This window comes from Izhakiella australiensis, assembly GCF_002006995.1.
GTDB classification, from domain to species: Bacteria; Pseudomonadota; Gammaproteobacteria; order Enterobacterales; family Enterobacteriaceae; genus Izhakiella; species Izhakiella australiensis.
Window position 1 is genome coordinate 58631 of the sequence record NZ_MRUL01000004.1, and the last position, 24215, is coordinate 82845.

Consider the following 24215-nt stretch of genomic DNA (forward strand, 5'->3'; position numbering starts at 1 on the left):
ATGCAGGATTCCGTACTGAGTATTGAAAATTACAGCCTGCAATATCGTCTGGGCGACGGCGGCGTGCTGCCGGTGCTACAGGGGATCAATCTCCAGGTGGCGCGTGGTGAGGTGGTCGGGCTGGTGGGTGAATCCGGCTCCGGCAAAACCACCCTTGGCTGGGCTATTATGCGCTGGCTGGCGGGTAACGCCCGCGAAATCGAAGGCCGTATTGTGCTTAACGGCAACGATTTGCGTCAGCAGCCTGCCAGCGTTATTGAACGGCTGCGCGGCGGCAAACTGGGAATGATTTTTCAGGACCCCAGCGCCTCGCTCAACCCGACGCTCCCCCTTGGCGAGCAAATTACCGAAGTGCTGCTGCGTCATCGCCAGCTGACGCCGCGCCAGGCGCAGGAACTGGCTGTTAGCCTGATGCAGGAGGTTGATCTTAAACAGCCGGAGAAAATGATGCGCCGCTACCCGCACCAGGTCTCCGGCGGTGAGAAGCAGCGCATCCTGATTGCCACGGCGTTTGCCTGCCAGCCGGACTGCCTGATTTTCGATGAGCCAACTACCGCGCTGGATGCCATCAGCTCGGCGCAAATTCTGGCGCTGTTCGCCCGCCTGCGTGAGAAAACCGGCGTCGCCGCGCTGTATATTTCACACGATCTGGCGCTGGTTGCCAAAGTTGCCGATCGCGTCTGCGTGCTGGAAAAAGGGATCATCGTTGAGCAGGCGGCAGCAAAAATGCTGTTTGCCGCGCCGGAGCATCCCTACAGCCGCAAGCTGGTAGCCGCCGTGCCCGACCCGGCGAAGCGCTTAACGCAGCATGCGCCGCCCCCCGGCGATCCTCTGCTGAAACTCAGCCAGTTAAATATTGATTATGGTCATCACGGTTTGCTGGATAAGCTGCTCAGGCGCGAAGCCAATGCCACCCGCGCCGCCCGCGATGTCTCATTCAGCGTCCATCCTGGCGAAATCGTCGGCGTTATCGGCGAGTCCGGCTCCGGAAAATCCTCGCTGGCGAAAGCGCTGACCGGACTGGTGCCTTTTACCGGCAGCCTGGAGTTTGCCGGCGGTCGCATTGATAACCGCAGTCAGATGGATAAAGCCTATCGACGCCGGGTGCAGATGATTTTTCAGCATCCGGATGCCTCGCTCAATCCGCGCCAGCGTATCGGCGAGATTATCGCCCGCCCGCTGCGACTCTACGGCCTGCCAAAAGGTGAAACGGAAGCCCAGGCGGTGGCGCGTCTGCTGGAGGAGGTGCGTCTGCCCGCTGACTATGCCCGGCGCTATCCGCATGCGCTGTCCGGCGGGCAAAAGCAGCGCGTTGCCATTGCCCGCGCCTTTGCTCATCCGCCGGATCTGGTGATTTGCGATGAGATAACCGCGGCGCTCGACGTTTCGGTACAGGCCACGGTCATTGAACTGCTGCTGGAGCTGCGCCGCCGCCACGGTACGGCGTATCTGTTTATTACTCATGATTTAAACGTGGTTCGCCAGATCGCCCACCGCGTGGCGGTGATGTATCGCGGCGACCTGCTGGAAGTGCTGCCGGGCGAGACCATGAGCGCCTCGGCGCAGCATCCCTACACCCGCGCGCTGCTGGCGGCGGTTGACGATCCCGAACGCCAGCTGCCCGCTGCCTGACATTCAACTGGAAACCATCATCATGACACCTGAAGCGTTATTGCAGTCTGTTGATACCGAGTTCTGCCTCAATTTTCTTGCCCGCATGGTGCAGCATAAAAGCTACAGCGCCACCGAGGGTGAACGCGTTCTGGCACAGTTTATGGCGCAGCAAATGCGTACCCTGGGCCTCGAAAGCGAGCTGACGCCGGTGCCCGGCGATCGCTTAAATGCCATCGGCCTGCTGCGCGGCGCAGGCAACGGCGGCCACAGCCTGCTGTTTAACGGTCACCTGGATACCAATCCGGTGACCGAAGGCTGGACGGTGGACCCGTGGGAAGGAAAAATCGACGATGCGTTTATCTACGGCATCGGCGTTTCCAATATGAAAGCCGGCGATGCCGCCTATTTCTGCGCGCTGAAAACGCTGATTGATGCCGGCGTAAAGCTAAAAGGCGATGTCATTCTGACCTATGTCGTTGGTGAGCTACAGGGCGGCATTGGTTCGCTGGCCGCCATTAACCAGGGTGTTCGCGCTGATTACTTTATTAACTCCGAGCCCACCGATCTACAAGCGCTGACCATGCACGCCGGCTCGCTGATGTTCACCATCGAACTTACCGGCGATACCCGTCACCTCTCCAAGCGTGAGCAGGCCATCGACGCCATCGCCGCCGCGGTCGCGCTGATCCCGCAGGTCAACAGCATGACGTTTAGCGGCGCACGCAGCGAAGAACATCTGAAAATTAACCGTGGTCACGTGGGTACGGTACACGGCGCGCTGGGGCGCGATCTGGAAGAGTGGCGCCCGCCGCAGGTGGCGGACTTTGTTCGCCTTAAAGGCTCAGCGCGCTTTGCCCCCGGCCAGACCGTTGCCAGCGTGCTGAGCGATATCCGCGCCCTGCTCGATAAGCTCTGCCAGCAGTTCCCTGGCCTTAAATATCAGCTGTTCGATGATGGAGAACGCGATCGCCCGACCATGCTGCCGTTTGAAGTGTCGCCGCAGTCGCCGATCGTACAAAGCATTAATCGTGCCTACCAGCAGGTACGCGGTGAAGCGCAGCCGACCGGCGTCATTACCCCACCCGCCTTTTACGGTACCGACGCGGCGCATTTTTATCAGCACGCCGGCATGGAAGGCATCGTTTGCGGACCGGGCGGAAAATTCAATACCATGCCGGATGAGCGGGTCGATATTGACGATTATCTTGATATGGTGCGCATCTACCTGTTGACCATACTGGATATCTGCCAGCCGGTGGAGCCGCTGGTATGAAGCCCACTTATCTTCCGGCACTGGCGCGACTGCGCGCGGCGATGAGCGCCAGCGGCGCCGAAGTGATGCTTATCGATCATGGCGAGCTACTGGCCTGGCTAACCGGCTATACCGTCTCCGAGACCCGTTACCGTGCTTGCCTGGTGCCGACATCGGGCGAACCCTGGATGGTGTTGCGCGAGCTGGACGAACCACCCTGCCGGGCGGTGAGCGGCCTGCAGCAGGTGGAAACCTTCAGCGACCACGAAGATCCCTGGCAGGCGGTGGCGCAAAGCCTGATTAACCGCGGTCTGGCTAACGCCCGGCTGGGATTCGACCCGGCTTCGTACGGCATGACGCTGCAAAGCTGGCAGCGGCTCAATCGCCTGCTACCTCAGGTTAGCTGGGTCGCCATGGAAGGCAGCAGCGATGCGCTGCGCCAGGTAAAATTTGATTACGAGCTGCAGGCGCTGTCGGCAGCGGCGGCGATCGCCGATGACGCCATGCGTTGCATTGGCGAACAGACGGCGCACGGCTGGCGCATCCGTGACGTGGCCGCGCTGGCGGCGGCGGGATTTTTACGCCTCGGCGCCGATAGCGGCGAAACCGGCCCGGTGATTGCCGCCGGCGGCGATCACGGCTTCCTGCACGCCAGCGATCACGATCACAGCCTGACGGCCGGCGATATTTTGCACGTGGAGCTGATTCCTAAAGTCCGCCACTACAGCGCCCGGCTGATGCGTCCCTTTGTACTCGGCAAAGCAGACGCCCGCCAGCAGCAGGTTGCAGCACAGCTGATTGCCCTGCAGGACGCGCAGCTGGCGGCGATGCGTCCCGGCGCCGTGGCCTGCGAGGTAGACGCCATTGTCCGTGAAGGGGTACTGGTGGCAGGCCTGCGCCAGCGCTACGATAACGTGACCGGCTACGCCCTCGGCCTGTATGCCCGCACGCCGCGTCCCAGCGACTTTTCTTACTGCTTTCAACCGCAAGCCCGCTGGCTGCTGGAAGAGAATATGGTATTCCATATGTACATCTCCGCCCAGTCGCTGGCCTTTAGTGAAACGGTGGTGGTTACCCCGCAGGGCGGTAAAAGACTCAGCGCGTTGCCAAGAGAATTAGGGATGATTATGCGCTAGGTTTTCAGCAGCTATCCGCCAGGCTTGCTGGCGTTGCTGAAGTCAGTAAATAGCCGTTGAGGGTTGCTACAGGCGTCTGCGCCGAAATAAAACGGGGCGGCGGCAAGAAGATATCAACTTGCCGCCGCCCCGTATCGTTAACGCTGGCGCAGCTTTCTCTGCGCCATGATTCAATGATTACTTCTTCAACCGGTAAGCGACCAGCGCATCGCCCGGCGTGGTGCCAAGCGATCCGTGACCGCCGGCGGCGATTATCACGTACTGATTACCATCTTTACCTATGTAAGTGGATGGCGTGGCCTGCCCCCCGGCCGGTAGATCGCTTTGCCACAGCAGCTCGCCGGTATTGATGTCATAAGCGCGGAAGGCGTTATCAGCGGTGGCGCCATCAAATACCAGGTCGCCTGCGGTAATCAGCGGCCCGCCGTGCGCCAGCATCCCCATCGGGAATGGCAGCGGGAAACGTCCCGGCAGGAAGGTGGTTTTCAGGTTTTTGGTGGTGCCGATACGGCGCATCCACTGCGTTTTACCGGTTTTAAGATCGACGCCAACCATCCGTCCCCAGGGCGGAGCAACGCAGGGAATGCCGAGGCTGGAAGCGAACTGCTTAATGCTGATAGCGTAAGTGCCGTCAAAGTTCTCATTCCATACGCCGGTGCCGTCTTTGGAAACCAGGCGCTGACTTTCATCGCTCTCGTTGCGCTTGAGCAAATTGTAGTAGTGCGCAATGCGGATAGGCGTGGCAATCAGGATTTGGCGCTGGGGATCAACCGCCACCGAACCCCAGTTAAATACGCCAATATTGCCCGGGAAAATCACCGAGCCTTTTTCGGTCGGCGGCGTCCAGGGGTTGCCATCATAGCGCGATGAGGTAAAGCGGATGCGGCAGGCCATCTGATCAAACGGCGAGATCCCCCACATCGATTTTTCTGTCAGCGGTTCAGGAATAAAATTCAGGTTTGAAACTGGCTGAATCGGTGAAAATTTCTCACCGGGAATGCCCCCCTCGGTGGAAACCTGCACATTATTTACCGGATAGACGGACTGCCCGGTCAGGCGGTTGAGAACGAACAGGTTGCCGGTTTTGGTCGGCAAAATAACAACTGGCTGCTTACTCCCCTGATAATCGATATCCAACAGCGACGGCTGCGACGGATTATCGCGATCCCACAGGTCATGATAAGAACTCTGGAAGCGCCACTTAAAGCTGCCGGTTTTTAGGTCCAGCGCCACCAGGGCATCACGAAACTTCTCGCTGTTGCTTTGCGCATCACGCCGGGTGCCAATGATATCCGGCGAGGCGTTACCGAACGGCACAAACACCAGACCGTTTTTCACATCGGCGCTCAGCGTCGTCCAGGCGGTTGGCGTGTCCTGAGTATAAACATGCCCGGCATCGACAGGCTGCGTCCGATCAGGCTGGCCCGGATCGAAGTTCCATACCAGCTTGCCGCTGATAGCATCATAAGCGCGGATCACGCCGGAAGGGTTACCGTGGTCATAGCCGTTATCCATCACCGAACCACCAACGATCACCAGACCGCCCGCAACCAACGGCGCCGCTGTCTGCATCAGCGCATGGGGACGAACCTTGCCCATATTGGTTTTCAGATCGATAACGCCCTGATTACCGAAGCTGGCGCAAAGCTGGCCGCTGTCGGCATCCAACGCCACCAGCCGGGCATCCGGCGTCGCTTCAAAGATACGTTTACGGCAGTCTGTGGGCGCCGCTGGCGTCGCGCTGGCCTGCGGTTGCTCGCCCTCGCCGCTTTGCTGCCCGTCGGCGTCGAAATAGCTCACGCCGCGACAGGTCTGATGCTGTTGCATATAAGACGGATCTTTGGCCGGATTATATTTCCATTTCAGCTTGCCGCTTTGCGGATCCAGCGCATGTACTTCCGCATGGGGCGTACAGATATAGACCGTGTCATTAACCTTCAGCGGCGTTGCTTCAAAGGTATATTCAGTGGCGTCCTTCTGCTGATCGCGCAGATCGCCGGTGTTATAGGTCCAGGCTACCTCAAGGTTTTTCACGTTGCCGCGATTAATTTGCTTCAGCGTGGAGAAACGCTGCCCGTCCGGCGTACCGCCGTAATCAGTCCAGTCATCACCGGCAGCCGGCAGCGCATCGCTATTTTCGCGCTGATTGGTAATAGTGCCCGCTTTGGGATAGGGATCGTAAAAACTCAGCGCCACGACCATAGCAATCATGATAATCACGGTACCGCCGAGGAAAGGATGGAAGCGGCGAACCTGCGTTTTGTATACCCCTCTGACCACCCAGGGCATCGCCAGCCACAGGCCGATAAGGCCGAACAGATCGCCACGCGGTATCCATTGCCATTTATCGAAACCCACTTCCTGAATAATCCAGAACAGCGTTATCCACATCACAACGGCATACAGTGAAAGCGCTGACTTTTTATTAAAGAACAGCAGGATAGCTGTAATCAGCGTACCCAGCCCCAGAATTGCATAGACGGGCGTACCGCCAGCTTGCAGCAGCTCGACGCCCATCCACAGTAATGCGATCGCCACAATCGCAATCACGACGCTGGTTATTTTGTTAACCATTTTTCTCCCTCGAGGGCGGTTGAATAAGGCCGCCTGTTTATTAATTACAAATACTCAACTTTAGTTTAAACATTTAATATTGGTTAACAAACTTTTCCCGTTCTTAAAGATAAGCAAACCATAAAGTCGCCAGCCGCAAACAAACGCCTGCCGGGAGGGATATCAGGCGCTAAAAATCTGCTGTCGCAGTATATAGTTTTGTAAATTCAAGCAGCCAGCTGACGGATATCCGCCTGCTGAAGGCGATAAAAAAACCCGCGTCGGGGCGCGGGCATAGTCATCAGTAGCGACGGCAGGATTACATTTCGTAGCCTGGTTTTTTTGCCAGTTTCTCCAGCTCAGGCTTAATGCGCGGGTCGTACATCTGGGCTTTCCAGTTTTCTTTTTCAACGGCATGCAGCGCAACCGACAGCGATTCGTCACGCGAGCCAAAGTGCTTTTTCACCACCTCACACAGGTCGCTCGCCAGCGCCTGCTGCTGTTCGTCACTAAGATCGCGGGGAAAGAATGATAACTCGATGTGTGGCATGGGCAGGCTCCTTACTCTTATTTTCAACAAGTCGCGTGATTGCGGGTAAAGCTTCCGCAGCGATTTCAGCATAGCGTTTACGGCGCAACGCGACTGCATCGTCTGTGCGCTGCTGCTGGCAATTAGCGCGCAGCGCGACTGACAGCATGGGCCAGGAGACTGCAATTGACAACCGGCCGCTTTTCCGGCGGCGACAGGTTTAGCGCAAAGCGTGATAATTGGTTAACCAATTATCGTGTAATCGCATCAGGACGACGAAAATCCGTGCATCGTTATTTAACGGTCTGGCCGCGCTGGTAACCGGCATTTCCATCACAAAGGCTGTGACCAGCTTAAACAAACGGGCGAACAACATTGACATGTAACCCGCTCTGAATCACATTAGTTCTTATATTGGTCAACCAAATAACATGAGGTAGAACATGGAGCAGACCTGGCGCTGGTACGGCCCGAAAGATCCGGTCACCCTGGCAGATATCCGACAGGCCGGCGCAACCGGCATCGTTACCGCTTTACATCATATTGCCAACGGCGAAGTCTGGAGCATTGAGGAAATTCAGGCGCGTAAAGAGATGATCGCCAACGCCGGACTGCGCTGGTCGGTGGTGGAAAGTATTCCCATCCACGAAGAGATAAAAACCCACCAGGGCGACTATCAGCGCTGGACCCGTAATTATCAGCAAAGCATCCGCAATCTGGCGGCCTGCGGTATTTACACCGTTTGCTATAACTTTATGCCGATACTTGACTGGACGCGTACCGATCTTGCCTGGACGCTGCCGGACGGCGCGAAAGCGCTGCGTTTTGACCAGATAGCCTTTGCCATCTTCGATTGCCTGCTGCTACAGCGCCAGGGCGCGAAAAACGATTACAGCGCAGAGGAGCTCGACGAGGCGAAAGCGCGTTTCGCTACCATGAGCGCCGATGACAAACAGCAGTTGGTCAATAACATCATTGCCGGACTGCCTGGCGCGGAAGAAGGCTATACCCTTGAACAGTTTCGCCAGCAGCTGGCGCGCTACGATCAGATCGATAAAGCGCAGCTACGGGAAAATTTTGCCTGGTTCCTGCGCCAGATTATTCCGGTAGCGGAAGAGGTTAAGGTTAAAATGGCGGTGCATCCTGATGACCCGCCGCGCCCTATTCTCGGCCTGCCGCGCATTGTTTCCACCGTAGAAGATATGCGCTGGCTGGCGCAGGTGGTTGACAGCCCTGCCAACGGTTTTACCTTCTGTACCGGCTCCTATGGCGTGCGTGAAGATAACGATCTGCTGGCGATGGCTGCGGAGTTCGCCCACCGAATCTGGTTTGCCCATTTACGTTCAACCCAGCGTGAAACTAACCCGCGTTCGTTTCATGAAGCCCCTCATCTTGAAGGCAATGTGGATATGTACGGCGTGGTGAAAACGCTGGTGCACGAAGAGCGGCGCCGCGCCGCCGCCGGTAGCGCGCATCCCATTCCGATGCGCCCGGACCACGGCCACCAGATGCTTGACGACCTGCATAAAAAGGTAAACCCGGGCTATTCAGCGATTGGCCGCCTGCGTGGTCTGGCGGAGCTGCGCGGCCTGGAAATGGGCATTCTGCGTAGTATCTAGTATCTGGCTACATGGCGGAGCGTATTTTTACAAACGCTCCGCTGCCGCCGCCAGCCAGAAATAATCGCTAATCTTTCCGCGTCACCCCAACTCCCGCACAAACTATAAATGCCGCGTCAGCGCGAATGGCTATGCTGTTTATTCTTCTTACGTCATTGAGGCACAACTATGTCGACGCAGACAACGGCAGGTAACTGGCAATTAGGCGACCGCAGCGTATCCCGCATGGGCTACGGCGCAATGCAACTGGCAGGTAAAGGCGTCTTTGGTCCGCCAAAAGACAAAGCCGCCGCGCTGGCGGTGCTGCGCGCCGCGATTGAAAGCGGCGTGAATCATATCGATACGTCCGACTTTTATGGCCCGCATATTACCAATCAGCTCATTCGTGAAGCGCTGCATCCCTACGCCGATGATTTGGTGATCGTCACTAAAATCGGTGCCAGACGCGACGATCAGGGCGCCTGGCTGCCGGCATTTTCCGCCGCCGAACTGACCCAGGCGGTACACGACAACCTGCGCAACCTTGGGCTGGAGCAACTGGACGTGGTCAACTTACGCGCGATGTTCAGCGTACACGGCCCGGCAGAAGGATCGCAGGACGAACAGCTGGAAACCCTGGCTGAGCTTCAGCGTCAGGGTCTGGTAAGGCATATCGGCCTGAGCAACGTGACGCCAAAACAGGTTGATGATGCGCGTAAGATCGTTGATATCGTCTGCGTGCAGAACCTGTATAACCTGGTGACGCGTGAGGACGAAGCGCTGGTAGATAGCCTCGCCGCCGACGGTATCGCCTACGTGCCCTTCTTCCCGCTGGGCGGATTTTCACCGCTGCAATCCGACAAGCTCAACAGCGTCGCCGCCGAACTGGGCGCAACGCCAATGCAGGTGGCCCTTGCCTGGCTCCTGCATCGCTCGCCGAACCTGCTGTTAATCCCCGGTACCTCTTCCGTGGCGCACTTGCAGCAGAATCTGGCGGCCGCCAGCGTGCAACTGGATGATGAGACGCTGGCAACCTTAAACGCGATCGCGGTTAGCGCAAACTGAAATCAGGGTTTCTCCCGCTGGGCTACACTTTAAGTTCGGCCAGCCAGAGGAACCGTAAATGCAGACCCAGACTGAAGTTATTATCGTTGGCGCAGGCCCGACCGGATTAATGGCGGGCCTGCTGCTCAAGCGGGCCGGTATCGACGTGGTGATACTTGACCGCAATAGCGCACCGGTTCAGGAGTCACGCGCTGGCATCGTCACCGCACGATCTCTTGAGCTTTTCGCCTCACTTGGCCTCGATGGCGCCCTGCTGGCCCGGGGCACCATCACCACAAATATCGACTTTATTATCAACGGTGAACGCGCTGCCGGGTTCGACTATGACCGGGCTAAAGCGGATGATACCGCCTTCCCTTTTATGCTGATGATCCCGCAGTCGGAAACCGAAGAAGTGCTGCTGGAAGCCCTTGACGCTGCCGGTCTGCGAGTCAGGCGCAGCTGCGAGGTCACTGCGGTTCATCAGGATGCCACTCACGTCAGCGTCCAGCTTCAGCACCCGACAGGCAACGAGGAGATACAGGGTCGCTATCTGCTGGGTGCAGACGGCGCGCACAGCGTGGTACGCCATCAGCTGGCGCTTAATTTTGCCGGTGAGCGCTATCCGCAACGTTTCCTGTTAGGTGACGTCGCCGTAGACTGGCAGCGCGATCCCAGCCGTTTTCAGATCTTCTTACAGGGCGACCGTATCGGCCTCTATCTGCCGCTGCACGGCGCCAGCCACGCGCGGGTAATGACCACGCTCGCAGCGCAGGATGCATTACCTGATGATGCCACGCCGAGCCTTGAACAGCTGAGCCAGGCGTTTTCTCAGGTTGCGGGATGCGATGTGACCTTGCGCGACCCGCTATGGCTGGCTCAATTCCAAACCCAGCATCGCATGGTTGACCACTACAGGGTAGAGCGCATATTTCTTGCCGGCGACGCCGCCCATATCCACTCGCCAGCCGGCGGTCAGGGGATGAACACCGGGCTACAGGACGCCGCTAATCTGGCGTGGAAGCTTGCCCTTGTGCTGAAGCAAGAAGCGCCACCCAGCCTGCTGGATACCTATCAGCAGGAAAGGCTTCCCGTGGCGCGCGACGTACTGGATTTCACTGACCGCCTGTTTAGCTTCGCTGCGGGCCAGCAAGGCTGGCTGGCTACGCTGCGCGACCATCTGGTGCCGCTGGTCGCCGCGCCAACCGCCGCGCTGGATACCGTTCAGCAGGGGGCGTTTCGCCGCTTTGCTCAGCTGGATATGACCTATGAAGAAAACCCGCTCGTCAGTTTTGATGGCGGCAGCCGGCTGCAACCGGGAGCAGGTATGCGCCTGCCGGACGCCCAGCTTTCGCGGCGGATGAATTTACATGGGCTACTCAACGCCAGCTGCTTCACCCTGCTGGCCCTGTCGCGCCAGCCGCTTTCTCCGGCAGTTTTCAGCGATCTGCAGCAAACCCTAAGCGGTTTGCAAAGCGACCGCGTTCAGGTACGCATTGCGGCGAGGCTAAACGGCGGACTACCGGCCAATGCCGAAGCGGTAGAACGCCCCGACGTTTTTAGCCGACTGGGAATGGAAGAAGATAACGACCAGGGGCTAATCGTCGTCAGACCTGACGGCTACATAGCCTGGCGCAGCGATATGCTGGATTATGCCGGCTGCGGCGACTTCCTGGCCAGCCTCGGTCTGGCGAATTAATGTTTCATCAGATCCGACGTCGCGGACGCGCAGCGTGCGGTTAATTACTTTTAATTCGCCACCTGCGTGATTAAGCTGCTAACATTTTGATGACAGGCCGTCGGGCTGAACAACAATAACCAAGGAGCAACACGATGAAAATGACTATCAGGAAAACGTTTTTCGCTGCAACCGCCGGTCTGGCGCTTCTTGCCAGCGCACAGCAGGCCCAGGCGCACGCGCACCTTAAATCATCTGAACCTGCGGCAAAAACCGAGGTGACAACGTCACCAAAACAGCTAACCCTGACCTTTACTGAAGGGCTGGAGCCAGCATTCAGCGATGTGGTTCTCAAGGATAGCCAGGGCGCGGTTGTGCCAACCGGTAAGGCAGTGGTCAGTAAGAGCAACGGCAAGCAAATCGTGCTGCCGCTGACCGCCCCGCTGGCAGCGGGCGCTTATCAGGTTGACTGGCATGTCCTTTCAACCGACGGGCATAAAACGAAAGGCGACTATAGCTTTACCATGAAGTAATCGTCCGGGCGCCGCAGGCGCCCTGTTTACCGGCCCAATGTGACAACGTCACATTAAGTCATTACGTTTCCCGCTGCTGCTGTTTCCCTTTGCGCGCTATTTTCAGCGCCTTACGCTTTATTTTACTTATATCCTCTGACAGGCCCTTTCAAGGTGTACTGACCAGGGTTACTGACTGACTATTATGTCAGCAACCCGCAGGAGTTTAACTATGAAAACAGTCGCTATCATCGCTCCCGGCGCTATGGGCGCCGCCGTCGCCGGGGTGCTCACATCCCATAAGCTGGAAGTTCTGACCCTGCTTGACAACCGCTCGCCGCGCTCCGTCGAACGCGCCCGCCAGGCGGGAATGATCGCCGTTAACCTTGATGAACTGATGAGAGCTGAAGCCATTCTTTCCATCGTGCCGCCGGCCAATGCAATGGCGCTGGCCGAATCCCTGGCGCCGACGCTGAAGAACAGCCGCGTAAAACCGCTTTACGTCGACTGTAACGCCATCAGTGAACAGCGAGTGAAACAGGTTAATGAGGCGATCGTCGCGACTGGCGCGGCGTTTGTCGACGGCGCGATAATCGGCCTGCCGCCTGCCGCCGCCGATGATAGCGGCCCCTGCTTCTGGTTTGCCGGGAGCCGCGCAGCTGAACTCCGCGCCCTTGAGAGAGCCGGCCTGCGCGTTAAGGTGATGCAGGAAGCCCAGGTTGGTGCGGCATCGGCGCTGAAGATGTCTTATGCCGGTATCAACAAGGGAATAACCTTACTCAGCGCCCTGATGCTAATAAATGCCAGTCGGGTTGGCGCAGCGGATGCGCTGTGGCAGGAGATGAACGCCAGCCAGCCGGTACTGATGGATCGCCTGCGCAAGGCCATTCCCGATATGTATAGCAAAGCCTGGCGCTGGGCGCCGGAAATGGAAGAGATCGCCAGCCTCAACCAGGGCGAGCTTCCTGGTGAAAACCTGTATATGGCGCTGGCAGATTTTTGCCGCCAGTTGGCGGACAATCAGCGAGACAACGGTGATTACACCCAGCTACTGACGGACTTTTTGCAACGTAAGGAATAACCATTACGTTACTTTACACGCTGCTAACTTGTCAGAAATAAACGCGTCGCTAAGATCGTCGATACTTTGTCGCGCGGAACGGATATGCAAAAACAACAACGCATCGCCAGAGGATTTTTATTTCTCGCCTGCCTGTTAATCGTCACCTGTCTGGTACAGCGTGTCGCGCCGCCGCGCCTGCTATTTTTACCGTCCGCTCCGCAGACCGCCACGACGCAGTTAACCCCGGGAAGTCAGTACCAACAGCAGGCCAGCGCGTCGACATCAAGCTGCGATCTGAGTCATAAATCGCTTTCAGGTGCGCTGCCGCTGATGGCAGAAGCAGCTATCTCTATCCTGCTGGCGCTGTTTACATTGCTGGCGCTACCGCTGCTGCTGATGACCCGCCTGCCGCCACCGCCACAAATCTTTCCTCCGCGATGTCGACTGCATCTTGAGTTCTGCAATCTGCGTGAATGATTAATCCGGTTCTGACTAACACCGGATATTCATCATTTACGGAGAAGATTTATGTTAACGCGTTTTTGCAGCGGGCTATGCGCCCTGCTGATATTCTGGCTGCCGACGGCGCTTGCTGCCGATAGCGGCTGGCTACAAAGCCCGCAGAATGACCATGCCAGCATCAGGCTACGCGGCGACAGCCAGCGGCTGCTGCTGGAGGTTAAGCTTCAGCCGGGCTGGAAAACCTACTGGCGTACGCCGGGCGAAGGCGGTATCCCTCCCAGCCTGCGCTGGGACACCCCTGAGATTAAAACCCGCTGGTACTGGCCAACGCCGCAGCGTTTCGACGTCGCGGGCATCTCAACGCAGGGATATCACAATCAGGTTAATTTCCCGCTGGTAATGAAAGATGCCCCGGCGGGAAAGATCAGCGGTACGCTAACGCTGTCAACCTGTAGCAACGTCTGTATTCTCACCGACTACCCGTTCACCCTCAACCTCGCCCAGCCCGTTGACGGTCAGTTCAGCTATGATTTTGCCCAGGCCATGGGCCATGTCCCCGCCGCCAGCGGGCTGACAGATCGGCTGCAAGCGGGCTACCGACCGGGCGAAATTCAGATTGAAGCGCGCCGCACAGCGGGCTGGCAGCATCCGGCGCTGTTTCTTGATAATCCCCCGGATACCAGCGTGGGCGAGCCGGTGTTACAGATTGACGGTGATACCCTCAGCGCCCGCATACCGGTGAGCGATGAATGGGGCGATCCCGCCGGCAACCTGCGCGGCAAACCACTGTCGCTGGTCGTGGCTGACAGCGGTATGGCCCAGCAGAGCACCCTGACTATCGGCGCGCCGCTGGCGATCGCTAGCGGCAGCGCGGTACCGCTATGGCAGATGCTGTTACTGGCGCTGGCAGGCGGCCTGATCCTCAATCTGATGCCCTGCGTATTGCCGGTGCTGGCGATGAAGCTCGGTAGCATTCTGCAAATTCAGCAGCGCGAACGCCGCGCAGTACGCGGCCAGTTTCTGGCCTCAAGCGCCGGGATCATCGCGGCGTTTATCGGCCTCGCGCTGTTGATGACTCTGCTACGGCTGAGCAATCAGGCGCTGGGCTGGGGAATTCAGTTTCAAAATCCCTGGTTTATTGCGCTGATGGTGGCCGTCACGGCGTTATTCAGCGCCAACCTGTTCGGGCTGTTTCATATCCGCCTGCCCTCAGGTTTTAACACCCGCCTGGCGACCCATCAGGGCAGCGGTCACGGCGCGCATTTCCTCCAGGGCGTATTCGCCACCTTACTGGCAACGCCCTGCTCAGCACCGTTTCTGGGTACGGCGGTGGCCTTTGCCCTCGCGGCTTCCCTTCCGCAGCTGTGGGTGGTCTTCATCGCACTCGGCGCAGGCATGAGCCTGCCGTGGTTACTCATCGCCGCCTGGCCAACGCTGGCGCTGCGGCTGCCGCGCCCCGGGCGCTGGATGAATGCACTGCGGATAGTGCTTGGTCTGATGATGCTGGCCTCATGCCTGTGGCTGTTAAGCCTGATGGCGGCACATATTGGCCTGCGCGCAACGCTGATTAGCGGCGGCGTGCTGCTGCTATTCCTGCTGGCCGCGCTCTGGCGCCAACAGGGCGCGCGCCAGGCGCTGGCGGTCAGCGCTGTCGCCCTTTGCTTCACCGGCCTGCTGCTGCTCATTGGCTCACTGGCCGCCTCGCGCGGGCATAAGCCGTTGCAGGATAATATCCACTGGCAACCGCTGTCGGAGCAGGCCATCAGCCAGGCGCTGGCGCAGCATAAGCGGGTGTTTGTCGATGTTACCGCCGACTGGTGCGTGACCTGCAAAGCCAATAAATTCAACGTTATTCTCAATAGTAAAGTGCAAAAAGCGCTACAGGCGCCGGATGTGGTGGCGTTGCGCGGCGACTGGACGCGCCCATCGAAAACCATTCAGCATTTCCTGCAGGCACGCCACAGCGTTGCCATTCCCTTTAATCAAATTTACGGACCGGGCCTGCCTCAGGGCAAAGTGCTATCGCCACTGCTCACCACCGAGTCGGTCTTAACAACCCTTGAACAGGCAAAAGGAGTTCATCCATGAAAAAAATCGTCTTTGCACTGCTGCTCACCTCAACTCAGCTGATGGCGGCAACGCCCCCGGCGTTCACCCCTCAGCAGGAGGCGCGTATACGCGAGCTGATCCGCGAAACGCTGGTTGCTAATCCAGGTATTCTTGCCGAAGCGGCAGATGCCTATGATAAACAGTCGCAGCAACTGCAGCAGCAGATGCTGCAACAGGTGGTCGCCGCGAATAAAGATACGCTGTTTCATGACGCGGCCAGCCCGCGTATGGGGGCGAAAAACGCCAGACTGACCATGGTCTTGTTTACCGATTACAACTGCCCTTACTGCAAACAATTAGATCCGCTGCTGGAAAAAATCGTTAAAACCCACCCGGATGTGGCGTTGATCCTTAAGCCGCTGCCTTTCCGGGGGGAAAGCTCTATGAGCGCCGCGCAGCACGCGCTGACGGTGTGGAAAACCCAGCCGGACAAATTCTGGGCTTTACATCAGCGCCTGATGGCAAAAAAAGGCGTGCTTGATGACGCCAGCATCAAAGCCGCCGAACAGAAGGCAGGCGTTACGCCAGACGTCTCTTCAGCTGCCAGTCGCAGCGAAATCGACCAAAACCTGATGCTGGCGCGCAAGCTCGGCGTTCAGGGGACGCCTGCCACTCTGATTGGCGATCATCTGGTCTCCGGCGCCGTTCCCTACGAGCAGCTGGAAGCGATAGTTAACGCGCAGCTGGAGCAAGCCGGTGCGGCAAAATAAGCTATGGCGCTGGCTGCGCGAGGGGCTTGTTATGCTGTTGCTGGCAGTCGTGGTGATTAAGGGGGTGGATTACTTCCGCGCCCCGGTCGCGCCGGACGATTTTTCCGCCCGGCCGGTTACTACCCTTGACGGCAAACAGATATCGCTGGCACAACTCAGCGCCGAACGTCCTCTGCTGCTCTATTTCTGGGCGACCTGGTGCGCGATTTGCCGCTATACCACGCCAACGGTTGACAGGCTGTCTGCGGAGGGACAAAACGTCCTGACCGTCGCGCTGCGATCCGGCGATGACCAGCGCATCAGGCGCTATCTGCAAGCAAAAGGGATGCGCTTTGCGGTGGTGAATGACCCGCTGGGCCAGCACTCAGCCAGCTGGCGGGTCAGCGTCACGCCGGATTGGGTGATTATCGACAAAGGCAAAGTAGTCAGTTCGACCAGCGGCTGGAGCAGCTATTACCTGATAAAACTCAGGCTGTGGTGGGCAGGCTTGTAGTTAATATGCCTGCCGGTGCGGCCATGCAGCGGCAGGCAGTTCCCCGCGCCAAAAGAAGCGCTTTTTATAATTATAAAAAAGTCATTTCTGTATTATGACGTTTTTTAAAAAACGTCAGGAAATAATATGATCCTTTCTACCACCGTGACGGAAATTAAAGATATTTATTTTTCGCACAAGTCTTCTTCCCATCGTGGTATCAACTCACCCTCCTTGCCGGTTAACGCCGCCAGGAATTGCGCGTTGATATTTAACCGCCACGGTAATAGCTTCGGCGGTTTTCCAGCGCAGCAAATCAATCATTCACGCCGGGAAGGCGAGATCGGCGCCGGCACGCCAAATCAGGTTAAACCCAGCAGCACCTATGCGCGCCTGAACGCAGACGAGACGCTGCGCGCACTGAACCTCAAGCCTTTTGCTACACGGCAATGTAGCGTCAGCCAGCCAGAGGCGATGCTAAAAAATCAACAGCAGACTGGAACGGGAATGAAAAACGCCGCGCTGGCGCAGAACACGCCCCAACCTGGTGTTTATGATCAGCTTAACCGGAACCCGCTGCTTAATGATTTAAACCTGCGGTCGTTTAGCGGTTTACGTGGGGCTATTTGACAGGCTTGCATCGGGGGCCTGAAGGTCCCCCAGCGGGTAAAGATTCGGCGTGGTTTTGCCGCTGGCTTCTGGCGGACAGCCGCCAGGTCCGATCGCAGCCAAAGGCGGTTTAACCACGGCGGCGGCTGCGTTAACCGGCCTGGTGCTTAATAAGCCGGATGGCATTTTCCAGTACTTTCTGCTCAGGGCGATCGCCGCGCGAGCGCGTATCGTGGGTTTTACGCAGCAATTCCACCAGCGTGGTGCGGCTGGTGTCATAACCATTTTCCGCCAGCACCACCACCGCGTCACCGATCACACGACAGACTTCGTCGTAATATTCCTCCGACAGGGTTTCATGTCCCATTGCAAGCTCCCGTGGTTTGTTATGATGGTTAATTAAGATTAGACAATCTGAAGAGTTGTACCGAATTTAGTCGCAAAAATGGTTTACTAAACCGGCACATCAGGCCGACTCTCGCTCAATTAATACCGGCGGGATAATCAGATTACGCGGCGCCAGCGTTGGGTTGTCTAAGCGCTGAACAAGATGCAGCGCCGCCTGGCGTCCGACACGGCGCGCGGCGCTGTGAATAAAAGTCAGCGGCGGATCGGTCAGCTCAGCGCCGGGCACATCACCAAACCCGACCAGCGCGGTTTGCTGATTGTAGTAGCTATCCATCGCTTTCGGACCGACAGTGCGCCCGCTGCGCAGCACGCCGAAATAGCAGCCCAGCGCCACCGAGGCGTTGTGACACAAAATGGCGCTGATGGCGGGATGCTGATGCAATAATTCACTGGTAAGCGCTGCAGCATCGCGCTGGTGACTGCCGCACTCGATTATCCAGTCAGGACGAAATGGCAGCCCGTATTGCAGCAGGCTGGTGCAATACCCGCCGATGCGCTCGGCACGCGTTAACGAGGTGCCGGAGCCGCCCAGCCAGGCAATGCGCCGGTGTCCGCGTTTTATCAGATATTCGGTCGCCAGCCGCGCGGCGGCGGCATTATCAGGGCGGATGGCATCAACCTCTTCCAGCGCACTGGCTCGCGAGGCGCAAATCAGCGGAATCTCCGCATCACGGGCTTTCATCACCAAATCGCCGGCATTGTCGGCACCGCCGCCGAGCACGATCCCTTCAACGCCCTGCGCCAGTAGCGAATCAAAACAGCGCTGCAAATGTTCGCCGCGCGCGCCGCTTTGGGTGAGAAAGAGCACCTTACCCTGCGTTGCCAGCTCTTCGGTCAGCCCGGCGGTCATTTCGGCATAAAACGGCTGGCAGACATCGCGCACAATCAGCCCGACAACCCCGCTGCCGCCACCGCGCAGCATAGCGGCGGAGCGATTACGCACGTAGCCAAGAGATTCTATCGCCTGGTTAACGCGAACACAGGTCGCTTCGGAGATGCGCCCCTTCCCAGATAGCACCAGAGAAACGGTGCTGACCGATACGCCGGCTGCGGCGGCAACCTCGTTAATGGTGATTTTGCGCTGTGACATCCTCATCTCGCTGACCGCCCGGAACTACAGGTTCCGGCTAGATAAAACGTTACACTGCATTGTCTTCATTTGAAATGCTTATGTGAGAACGATGTGTGATTCAGGGCGCATTAAAGGTTGATAAAACGTTTTATCATCTTTTGACCTGTAGGCTATCTGACAATAATAGTGGCAGTACCAAGGAGTGCATATGACCACAAACCGGCAAAAAATTACCCTCTGGGAGTTTTTCCAGAGTCTGGGAAAAACCTTTATGCTGCCCGTCGCTCTGCTGTCGTTCTGCGGCATTATGCTGGGCATCGGCAGCTCGCTGAGCAGCCACGATGTACTGACCCTGATCCCCTTTCTCGACAATACGGTGCTGCAACTCATTTTCACCTGGATGAGTAAAACCGGTTCATTTGCCTTCAGCTACCTGCCGGTCATGTTTGCCATTGCCATCCCCCTTGGCATGGCGCGCGAGAATAAGGGCGTTGCCGCCTTTGCAGGCTTCGTCGGCTTCACGGTGATGAACCTGAGCGTCAACTTCTGGCTGACGGCTAAAGGCATTCTGCCAAACGGCGACGCCGCGCTGCTGAAAGCCAATAACGTCCAAACAATCCTCGGGATTCAATCCATTGATACGGGGATTCTCGGTGCGGTGATTGTCGGCATCATCGTCTACCGCCTGCATGAGCGCTTTCATACTATCCGCCTGCCGGACGCGCTGGCCTTTTTCGGCGGCACCCGCTTTGTCCCGATTATCACTACCGTGGTAATGGGATTGGTCGGCCTGGTCGTACCGTTAATCTGGCCCTTCTTCGCCAAAGGCATCACCGGGCTGGGCTGGGTTATCAACAGTGCCGGCAACTTAGGCCCCATGATTTTCGGCACCGGCGAGCGCCTGCTGCTGCCCTTCGGCCTGCAGCACATCCTGGTTGCGATTATCCGTTTTACCGAAGCCGGCGGCACGATGGACGTATGCGGTCACAGCGTCAGCGGCGCGCTGACTATCTTCCAGGCGCAACTTTCCTGTCCGACGACCAGCGGTTTTGCTGAAAGCGCCACCCGCTTCCTGTCTCAGGGTAAAATGCCCGCGTTCCTCGGCGGCCTGCCCGGCGCGGCGCTGGCGATGTATCACTGCGCACGGCCGGAAAACCGGCATAAAATTAAAGGGCTGCTGATTTCCGGCGTGGTCGCCTGCGTCGTCGGCGGCACCACCGAGCCGATCGAGTTTCTGTTTTTATTCGTTGCGCCGGTGCTTTACCTGATCCATGCGCTGCTTACCGGCCTCGGCTTTACCGTAATGGCTTTGCTGGGGGTGACGATCGGCAATACTGACGGCAACGTCATCGATTTTGTGGTGTTCGGCATACTGCACGGCCTGTCGACTAAGTGGTACTGGGTGCCGGTTGTCGCTGCCATCTGGTTTGTTGGTTACTATGCTATTTTCCGTTTCGCCATCATGCGCTGGAATATCAAAACCCCCGGCCGCGAGCTGGAAAGCCGCGATGCGGAAAAAAGCATCGCCAGCGCCGGCGCGGGCAAGTCCGGCTACAACACGCCGGCGATCCTGGCGGCGCTCGGCGGCAGCGAAAACATCAGCTCGCTGGATAACTGTCTGACCCGCCTGCGCCTGTCGATTGTTGATATGAGCAAAGTGGATGACGCGGTGCTGAAAGCTAACGGCGCGATTGGCGTGGTGCATCTGAATGCTCATAGCCTGCAGGTGGTTATCGGCCCGCAGGTGCAGTCGGTAAAAGATGAGATGGCGCAGCTGATAAGCCAGCCGGCATAACGGAGTTTACATGTTCGATTTCGACCGGGTCACCGACCGCCACGGCAGCTGGTGTACCCAATGGGATTTTGTCGCTGACCGTTTCGGCGTGGAGGGCTTACTGCCCTTCACCATTTCCGACATGGATTTCCCCACCGCCCCCTGCGTTCGCGAGGCGCTGCAACAGCGCCTCGATCACGGCGTATTCGGCTACAGCCGCTGGCAGCACGCGGACTTTCTGGCCGCTGTCTCCGGCTGGTATCAGCAGCGTTTCGCCACCGCCATCGATCCGCAGCAGCTGGTGTACGGCCCTTCGGTTATCTACATGGTGGCGCAGATGATTCGCCTGTGGTCGGCGGCTGGCGATGAAGTGTTGATCCACACGCCGGCTTACGATGCATTTTACAAAGTCATTGAAGGCAATCAGCGTCAGGTGCTCAAGCTGGCGTTACAGGCCAACGACGGAGAGTGGCAATGTGATATGGCGCAGCTGGCACGCGCGCTGGCGCGCCCGCAGTGCAAAGTGATGTTGCTATGCAGCCCGCATAATCCCACCGGCAAGGTCTGGTCCCGTCACGAGCTGGCGACCATGGCTGAACTTTGCGCCCGCCACGGCGTGCGGGTCATCAGTGATGAAATCCATATGGATATGACCTTTGCCGCGGCGCAACATACGCCCTGGTGCGAGGTCGGAACCGGCCGCTGGGCGCTGTTTACCTCCGCTTCCAAAAGCTTCAACATTCCGGCCCTGACCGGCGCTTACGGACTGATTGCCGATGACGCCGACCGCAGCGCCTGGTTTCAGGCGCTGAAGAATGCCGATGGCCTCTCCTCTCCGGCGGTGATGGCGGTGGCAGGCCATATCGCTGCCTATCGCGCTGGCGCGCCCTGGCTGGACGCACTGCGGGATTATCTTTATGCCAACCTGCATTACGTTGCCGCCACGCTTAACGCGGCATTTTCTGAGCTGAATCTGCAGCCGCCGCAGGCCACCTATCTCGCCTGGATCGATTTACGTCCGCTGGCCGTTGATGATCAGCGGCTGCAACATGCGCTTATCCATCAATATAAAGTAGCCATTATGCCGGGTTACACTTATGGCGACGAAGGGCGCGGCTTCTTGCGTATTAACGTTGGCTGCCCGCGCAGCAAGCTACAGCAGGGCATCGAAAAGCTGATCGCCGCCCTGCGCCAGTGCCGTGCCGCGCCCTCGGCGAACGGCTATCCAGACTGAGAGGCTGGCGTCGGCTACGACGCCAGCCCGGCGTGAGCCTGCGTCTGCGTCATGGCAATAAATTCGCGCAGATTACCGCCCTGAGCGCCCTGCCGCCAGATAAGCCAGGTGTTCAGATAGCGATAATGCGCTGACAGCGGCCAGGCGGCTACCGAACTGCTGCCGGGCATGCTTTCCAGCATGCTACGCGGCATCAGCGCCAGGCCGCTGCCGGCAATCACGCAGGCCAGCATGCCGTGATATGACTCCATTTCATAAATCTTTCCGGGCATGACCCCATCATCATGAAACCAGCTTTCGAAATGACGCCGGTAAGCGCAGTTGGCGCGAAAGGCGTATAGCGTTGCGCCCTGCACGTCACGCGCCCGCGCGATGGCCTGATGCGCTGCCGGCGCGACGATCATCATCTCTTCACGATAGACCGGAATGCCTTCCAGCGCCGGATGAAACACCGGACCGTCGACAAAGGTTGCCGCCAGCTCGCCCGCCAGCAGGGCATCAATCAACCCGCCGGACGGGCCGGTTTTCAATGCCAGCTCTACTTTAGGAAACTGCTGGTTATAGCGTGCAAGCAGCGTTGGAATACGCACCGCTGCAGTACTTTCCAGCGCGCCAAGCGGAAAAACGCCCTGCGGTTCATGGCCGGTAACGGCGTTTTTAGCTTCGCTGACTAAATCAAGAATGCGATTGTTGTAATCAAGGAAATGGCGTCCAGCCGCTGACAAGCGCATCCGTTGACTCTCGCGGATAAACAGCTCCACGCCCAGCTCATCCTCCAGCTGCTTAATACGGGTTGTCAGATTGGAAGGAACGCGATGAACGCGCGCCGCCGCGGCGCTGATGCTGCCGGTTTCAGCCACGGCGCGAAACATCTCCAGCTGTGTCAGGTTCATAGCCATTCTCAAAACGTGAAAGGTTTAGTTATTTTTATTCATTTTTCATTTGATTGGCAAGCCATAACAATGGGGTCACACCTTGTAAGGAGAGCGATGATGACAACCGCAACCCCCCTTCCTGCCCGTTCGGTCAATCCTGCCAACGGAGAAGTGCTTAATGACTGGCCGTGGGATACGCCGGATGCAATCCAGCAGGCACTTGAAACCGGCCACCAGGCGTTCCTTGCCTGGCGTCAGGTTCCGCTGGCGCAGCGCGCCGCCGCGCTGCTGCGCCTGGCTGCGCTGATCCGCCGCGATAAAGAGAAAATGGCGCGACTGATCGTGCTGGAGATGGGCAAACCTATTGGCCAGGCGCGCGGTGAGGTAGAAAAATCGGCCCGGCTTTGCGAATGGTACGCACAGCACGGACCAGCGATGCTGGCCGCTGAGCCGACGCTGGTGGATGACGGCGAGGCGGTAATCGAATACCGCCCGCTGGGCATGCTGTTGGCGATTATGCCGTGGAACTTCCCACTGTGGCAGGTGCTACGTGGCGCGGTTCCCGCCCTGATTGCCGGCAACGTCTGGCTACTCAAGCCGGCTCCCGGCGTGATGGGCTGCGCTTATCTTATCCGCGACTGGATAGCGCAGGCGGCGTTTCCCGACGGCGCACTCGGCATTCTCAACGTTACCCCGGAAGCGGTTTCAACGGTGATGGCCGATGATCGCATTGCCGCCGTTACCCTCACCGGCAGCGTCCGCGCCGGCTCCGCCGTTGCCAGCCGGGCCGGCGCGCTGATCAAAAAATGCGTGCTGGAACTGGGTGGCTCCGACCCTTTTATCGTGCTGAAAGATGCCGACCTTGATGAGGCGGTGCGCGCCGCAGTGGCCGGGCGCTATCAGAATAGCGGGCAGGTCTGCGCCGCCTCAAAGCGCATGATTGTTGAAGCGCCGGTTGCTGAAGAATTTACCAAACGTTTTGTTGCGGCCGCCAGCGCGCTAAAAGTCGGCGATCCGCTGGAGGAAGACACCTGGATAGGCCCGATGGCGCGGGCAGATCTGCGTGACGAGCTGCATCAGCAGGTGCAGGATTCACTGGCTGAAGGCGCCACTCTGCTGCTGGGTGGTGAGAAGGTGGCCGGCGCCGGCAACTGGTATACGCCAACGGTGCTGGGCAACGTAACGCCGCAGATGACCGCTTTTCGTCAGGAGCTGTTCGGCCCGGTTGCGGCGATCACCATTGCCCGGGATGCCGCTCACGCGCTGGCGCTGGCCAATGACAGCGATTTTGGCCTGTGCGCCACCCTCTATACTGCGGACGTGGCACTGGCTAAAAATATGGCGCAACAGCTGGAGTCCGGTGGCGTGTTTATCAATGGTTACAGCGCCTCAGACCCACGCGTCGCCTTCGGCGGCGTTAAAAAAAGTGGTTTTGGCCGCGAGCTATCCCATTTTGGCGTACGGGAATTTTGCAACGCCCAGACCGTCTGGCTGGATCGCAAATAAGCGTC

21 protein-coding genes are annotated in these 24215 nt (G+C 58.2%); 16 read left to right on the plus strand and 5 right to left on the minus strand.

All coding sequences use genetic code 11. The annotated features are described in order from the left end of the window. Genes BTJ39_RS08070 through BTJ39_RS08080 form a run of 3 tightly spaced genes read left to right on the plus strand, consistent with a single transcriptional unit; the run spans position 1 to position 4002 of the window. Positions 1-1632, plus strand: coding sequence for a dipeptide ABC transporter ATP-binding protein (locus tag BTJ39_RS08070; RefSeq protein ID WP_078002170.1), 1632 nt, complete (start codon positions 1-3; stop codon positions 1630-1632). A gap of 22 nt (positions 1633-1654) precedes the next feature. Then, positions 1655-2887 carry a M20 family metallopeptidase gene (locus tag BTJ39_RS08075; protein WP_078002402.1) on the plus strand — a complete coding sequence of 411 codons (1233 nt, stop codon included), beginning with the start codon at positions 1655-1657 and terminating at the stop codon, positions 2885-2887. Next, positions 2884-4002 carry a M24 family metallopeptidase gene (locus tag BTJ39_RS08080; RefSeq protein WP_078002171.1) on the plus strand — a complete coding sequence of 373 codons (1119 nt, stop codon included), beginning with the start codon at positions 2884-2886 and terminating at the stop codon, positions 4000-4002. Before BTJ39_RS08075 ends, BTJ39_RS08080 begins: the two co-directional genes overlap by 4 nt. Positions 4003-4179: 177 nt before the next feature. Here the strand turns inward: BTJ39_RS08080 and BTJ39_RS08085 are convergent, their stop codons facing one another. Next, entirely contained in the window at positions 4180-6576 is a 2397-nt protein-coding gene (locus tag BTJ39_RS08085) for a membrane-bound PQQ-dependent dehydrogenase, glucose/quinate/shikimate family (RefSeq protein ID WP_078002172.1), read from the minus strand. A 298-nt stretch (positions 6577-6874) separates the two neighbouring features. Continuing rightward, a complete protein-coding gene (gene pptA, locus BTJ39_RS08090) occupies positions 6875-7105 on the minus strand; it encodes a tautomerase PptA (protein WP_078002173.1) in 231 nt (76 codons plus the stop codon). 422 nt (positions 7106-7527) lie between these two features. On the opposite strand from pptA, the gene uxuA reads away from it, so the two are divergent. From uxuA to BTJ39_RS08140, 10 genes are all read left to right on the plus strand, one after another. Continuing rightward, positions 7528-8703 carry a mannonate dehydratase gene (gene uxuA, locus BTJ39_RS08095; RefSeq protein ID WP_078002174.1) on the plus strand — a complete coding sequence of 392 codons (1176 nt, stop codon included), beginning with the start codon at positions 7528-7530 and terminating at the stop codon, positions 8701-8703. Between the two features lie 168 nt (positions 8704-8871). Next, positions 8872-9747 (plus strand): aldo/keto reductase family oxidoreductase, encoded by an 876-nt coding sequence (locus BTJ39_RS08100; RefSeq protein WP_078002175.1) that lies wholly within the window; start codon positions 8872-8874, stop codon positions 9745-9747. Between the two features lie 58 nt (positions 9748-9805). Continuing rightward, positions 9806-11425, plus strand: coding sequence for an FAD-dependent monooxygenase (locus BTJ39_RS08105; protein ID WP_078002176.1), 1620 nt, complete (start codon positions 9806-9808; stop codon positions 11423-11425). A 134-nt stretch (positions 11426-11559) separates the two neighbouring features. Beyond that, positions 11560-11937 carry a copper homeostasis periplasmic binding protein CopC gene (gene copC / locus BTJ39_RS08110; RefSeq protein WP_078002177.1) on the plus strand — a complete coding sequence of 126 codons (378 nt, stop codon included), beginning with the start codon at positions 11560-11562 and terminating at the stop codon, positions 11935-11937. 211 nt (positions 11938-12148) lie between these two features. Then, positions 12149-12997: an NAD(P)-dependent oxidoreductase gene (locus BTJ39_RS08115; RefSeq protein WP_078002178.1), complete on the plus strand. Its 849-nt coding sequence runs from the start codon at positions 12149-12151 to the stop codon at positions 12995-12997. Positions 12998-13081: 84 nt separating this feature from the next. Beyond that, positions 13082-13456 carry a hypothetical protein gene (locus BTJ39_RS08120; protein WP_078002179.1) on the plus strand — a complete coding sequence of 125 codons (375 nt, stop codon included), beginning with the start codon at positions 13082-13084 and terminating at the stop codon, positions 13454-13456. Between the two features lie 51 nt (positions 13457-13507). Then, positions 13508-15529: a protein-disulfide reductase DsbD family protein gene (locus BTJ39_RS08125; protein ID WP_078002180.1), complete on the plus strand. Its 2022-nt coding sequence runs from the start codon at positions 13508-13510 to the stop codon at positions 15527-15529. After that, positions 15526-16260, plus strand: a complete 735-nt coding sequence (locus BTJ39_RS08130; protein ID WP_078002181.1) for a DsbA family protein — start codon at positions 15526-15528, stop codon at positions 16258-16260. Before BTJ39_RS08125 ends, BTJ39_RS08130 begins: the two co-directional genes overlap by 4 nt. Positions 16261-16291: 31 nt before the next feature. Next, complete coding sequence (locus BTJ39_RS08135) at positions 16292-16753, plus strand: protein disulfide oxidoreductase (RefSeq protein ID WP_078002403.1); 462 nt, start codon at positions 16292-16294, stop codon at positions 16751-16753. 126 nt (positions 16754-16879) lie between these two features. Beyond that, positions 16880-17362 (plus strand): hypothetical protein, encoded by a 483-nt coding sequence (locus BTJ39_RS08140; protein ID WP_078002182.1) that lies wholly within the window; start codon positions 16880-16882, stop codon positions 17360-17362. A 130-nt stretch (positions 17363-17492) separates the two neighbouring features. On the opposite strand, the gene BTJ39_RS08145 is transcribed toward BTJ39_RS08140, so the two are convergent. Continuing rightward, positions 17493-17708, minus strand: coding sequence for a DUF2767 family protein (locus tag BTJ39_RS08145; protein WP_078002183.1), 216 nt, complete (start codon positions 17706-17708; stop codon positions 17493-17495). Between the two features lie 99 nt (positions 17709-17807). Next, the gene (malI, locus tag BTJ39_RS08150) at positions 17808-18839 is read right to left on the minus strand and encodes a Mal regulon transcriptional regulator MalI (protein ID WP_078002184.1); all 1032 of its coding nucleotides are present in this window, start codon (positions 18837-18839) and stop codon (positions 17808-17810) included. Positions 18840-19029: 190 nt separating this feature from the next. On the opposite strand from malI, the gene malX reads away from it, so the two are divergent. Continuing rightward, the gene (malX, locus tag BTJ39_RS08155; RefSeq protein ID WP_078002185.1) at positions 19030-20616 is read left to right on the plus strand and encodes a maltose/glucose-specific PTS transporter subunit IIBC; all 1587 of its coding nucleotides are present in this window, start codon (positions 19030-19032) and stop codon (positions 20614-20616) included. 10 nt (positions 20617-20626) lie between these two features. Next, positions 20627-21829, plus strand: a complete 1203-nt coding sequence (locus BTJ39_RS08160) for a MalY/PatB family protein (protein ID WP_078002186.1) — start codon at positions 20627-20629, stop codon at positions 21827-21829. 14 nt (positions 21830-21843) lie between these two features. Here the strand turns inward: BTJ39_RS08160 and ptrR are convergent, their stop codons facing one another. Then, entirely contained in the window at positions 21844-22722 is an 879-nt protein-coding gene (ptrR, locus tag BTJ39_RS08165; protein WP_078002187.1) for a putrescine utilization regulator PtrR, read from the minus strand. 99 nt (positions 22723-22821) lie between these two features. On the opposite strand from ptrR, the gene BTJ39_RS08170 reads away from it, so the two are divergent. Then, on the plus strand, positions 22822-24210 hold the full coding sequence (locus tag BTJ39_RS08170) for an aldehyde dehydrogenase family protein (protein ID WP_078002188.1): 1389 nt from the start codon (positions 22822-22824) through the stop codon (positions 24208-24210). Positions 24211-24215 lie beyond the last annotated feature (5 nt).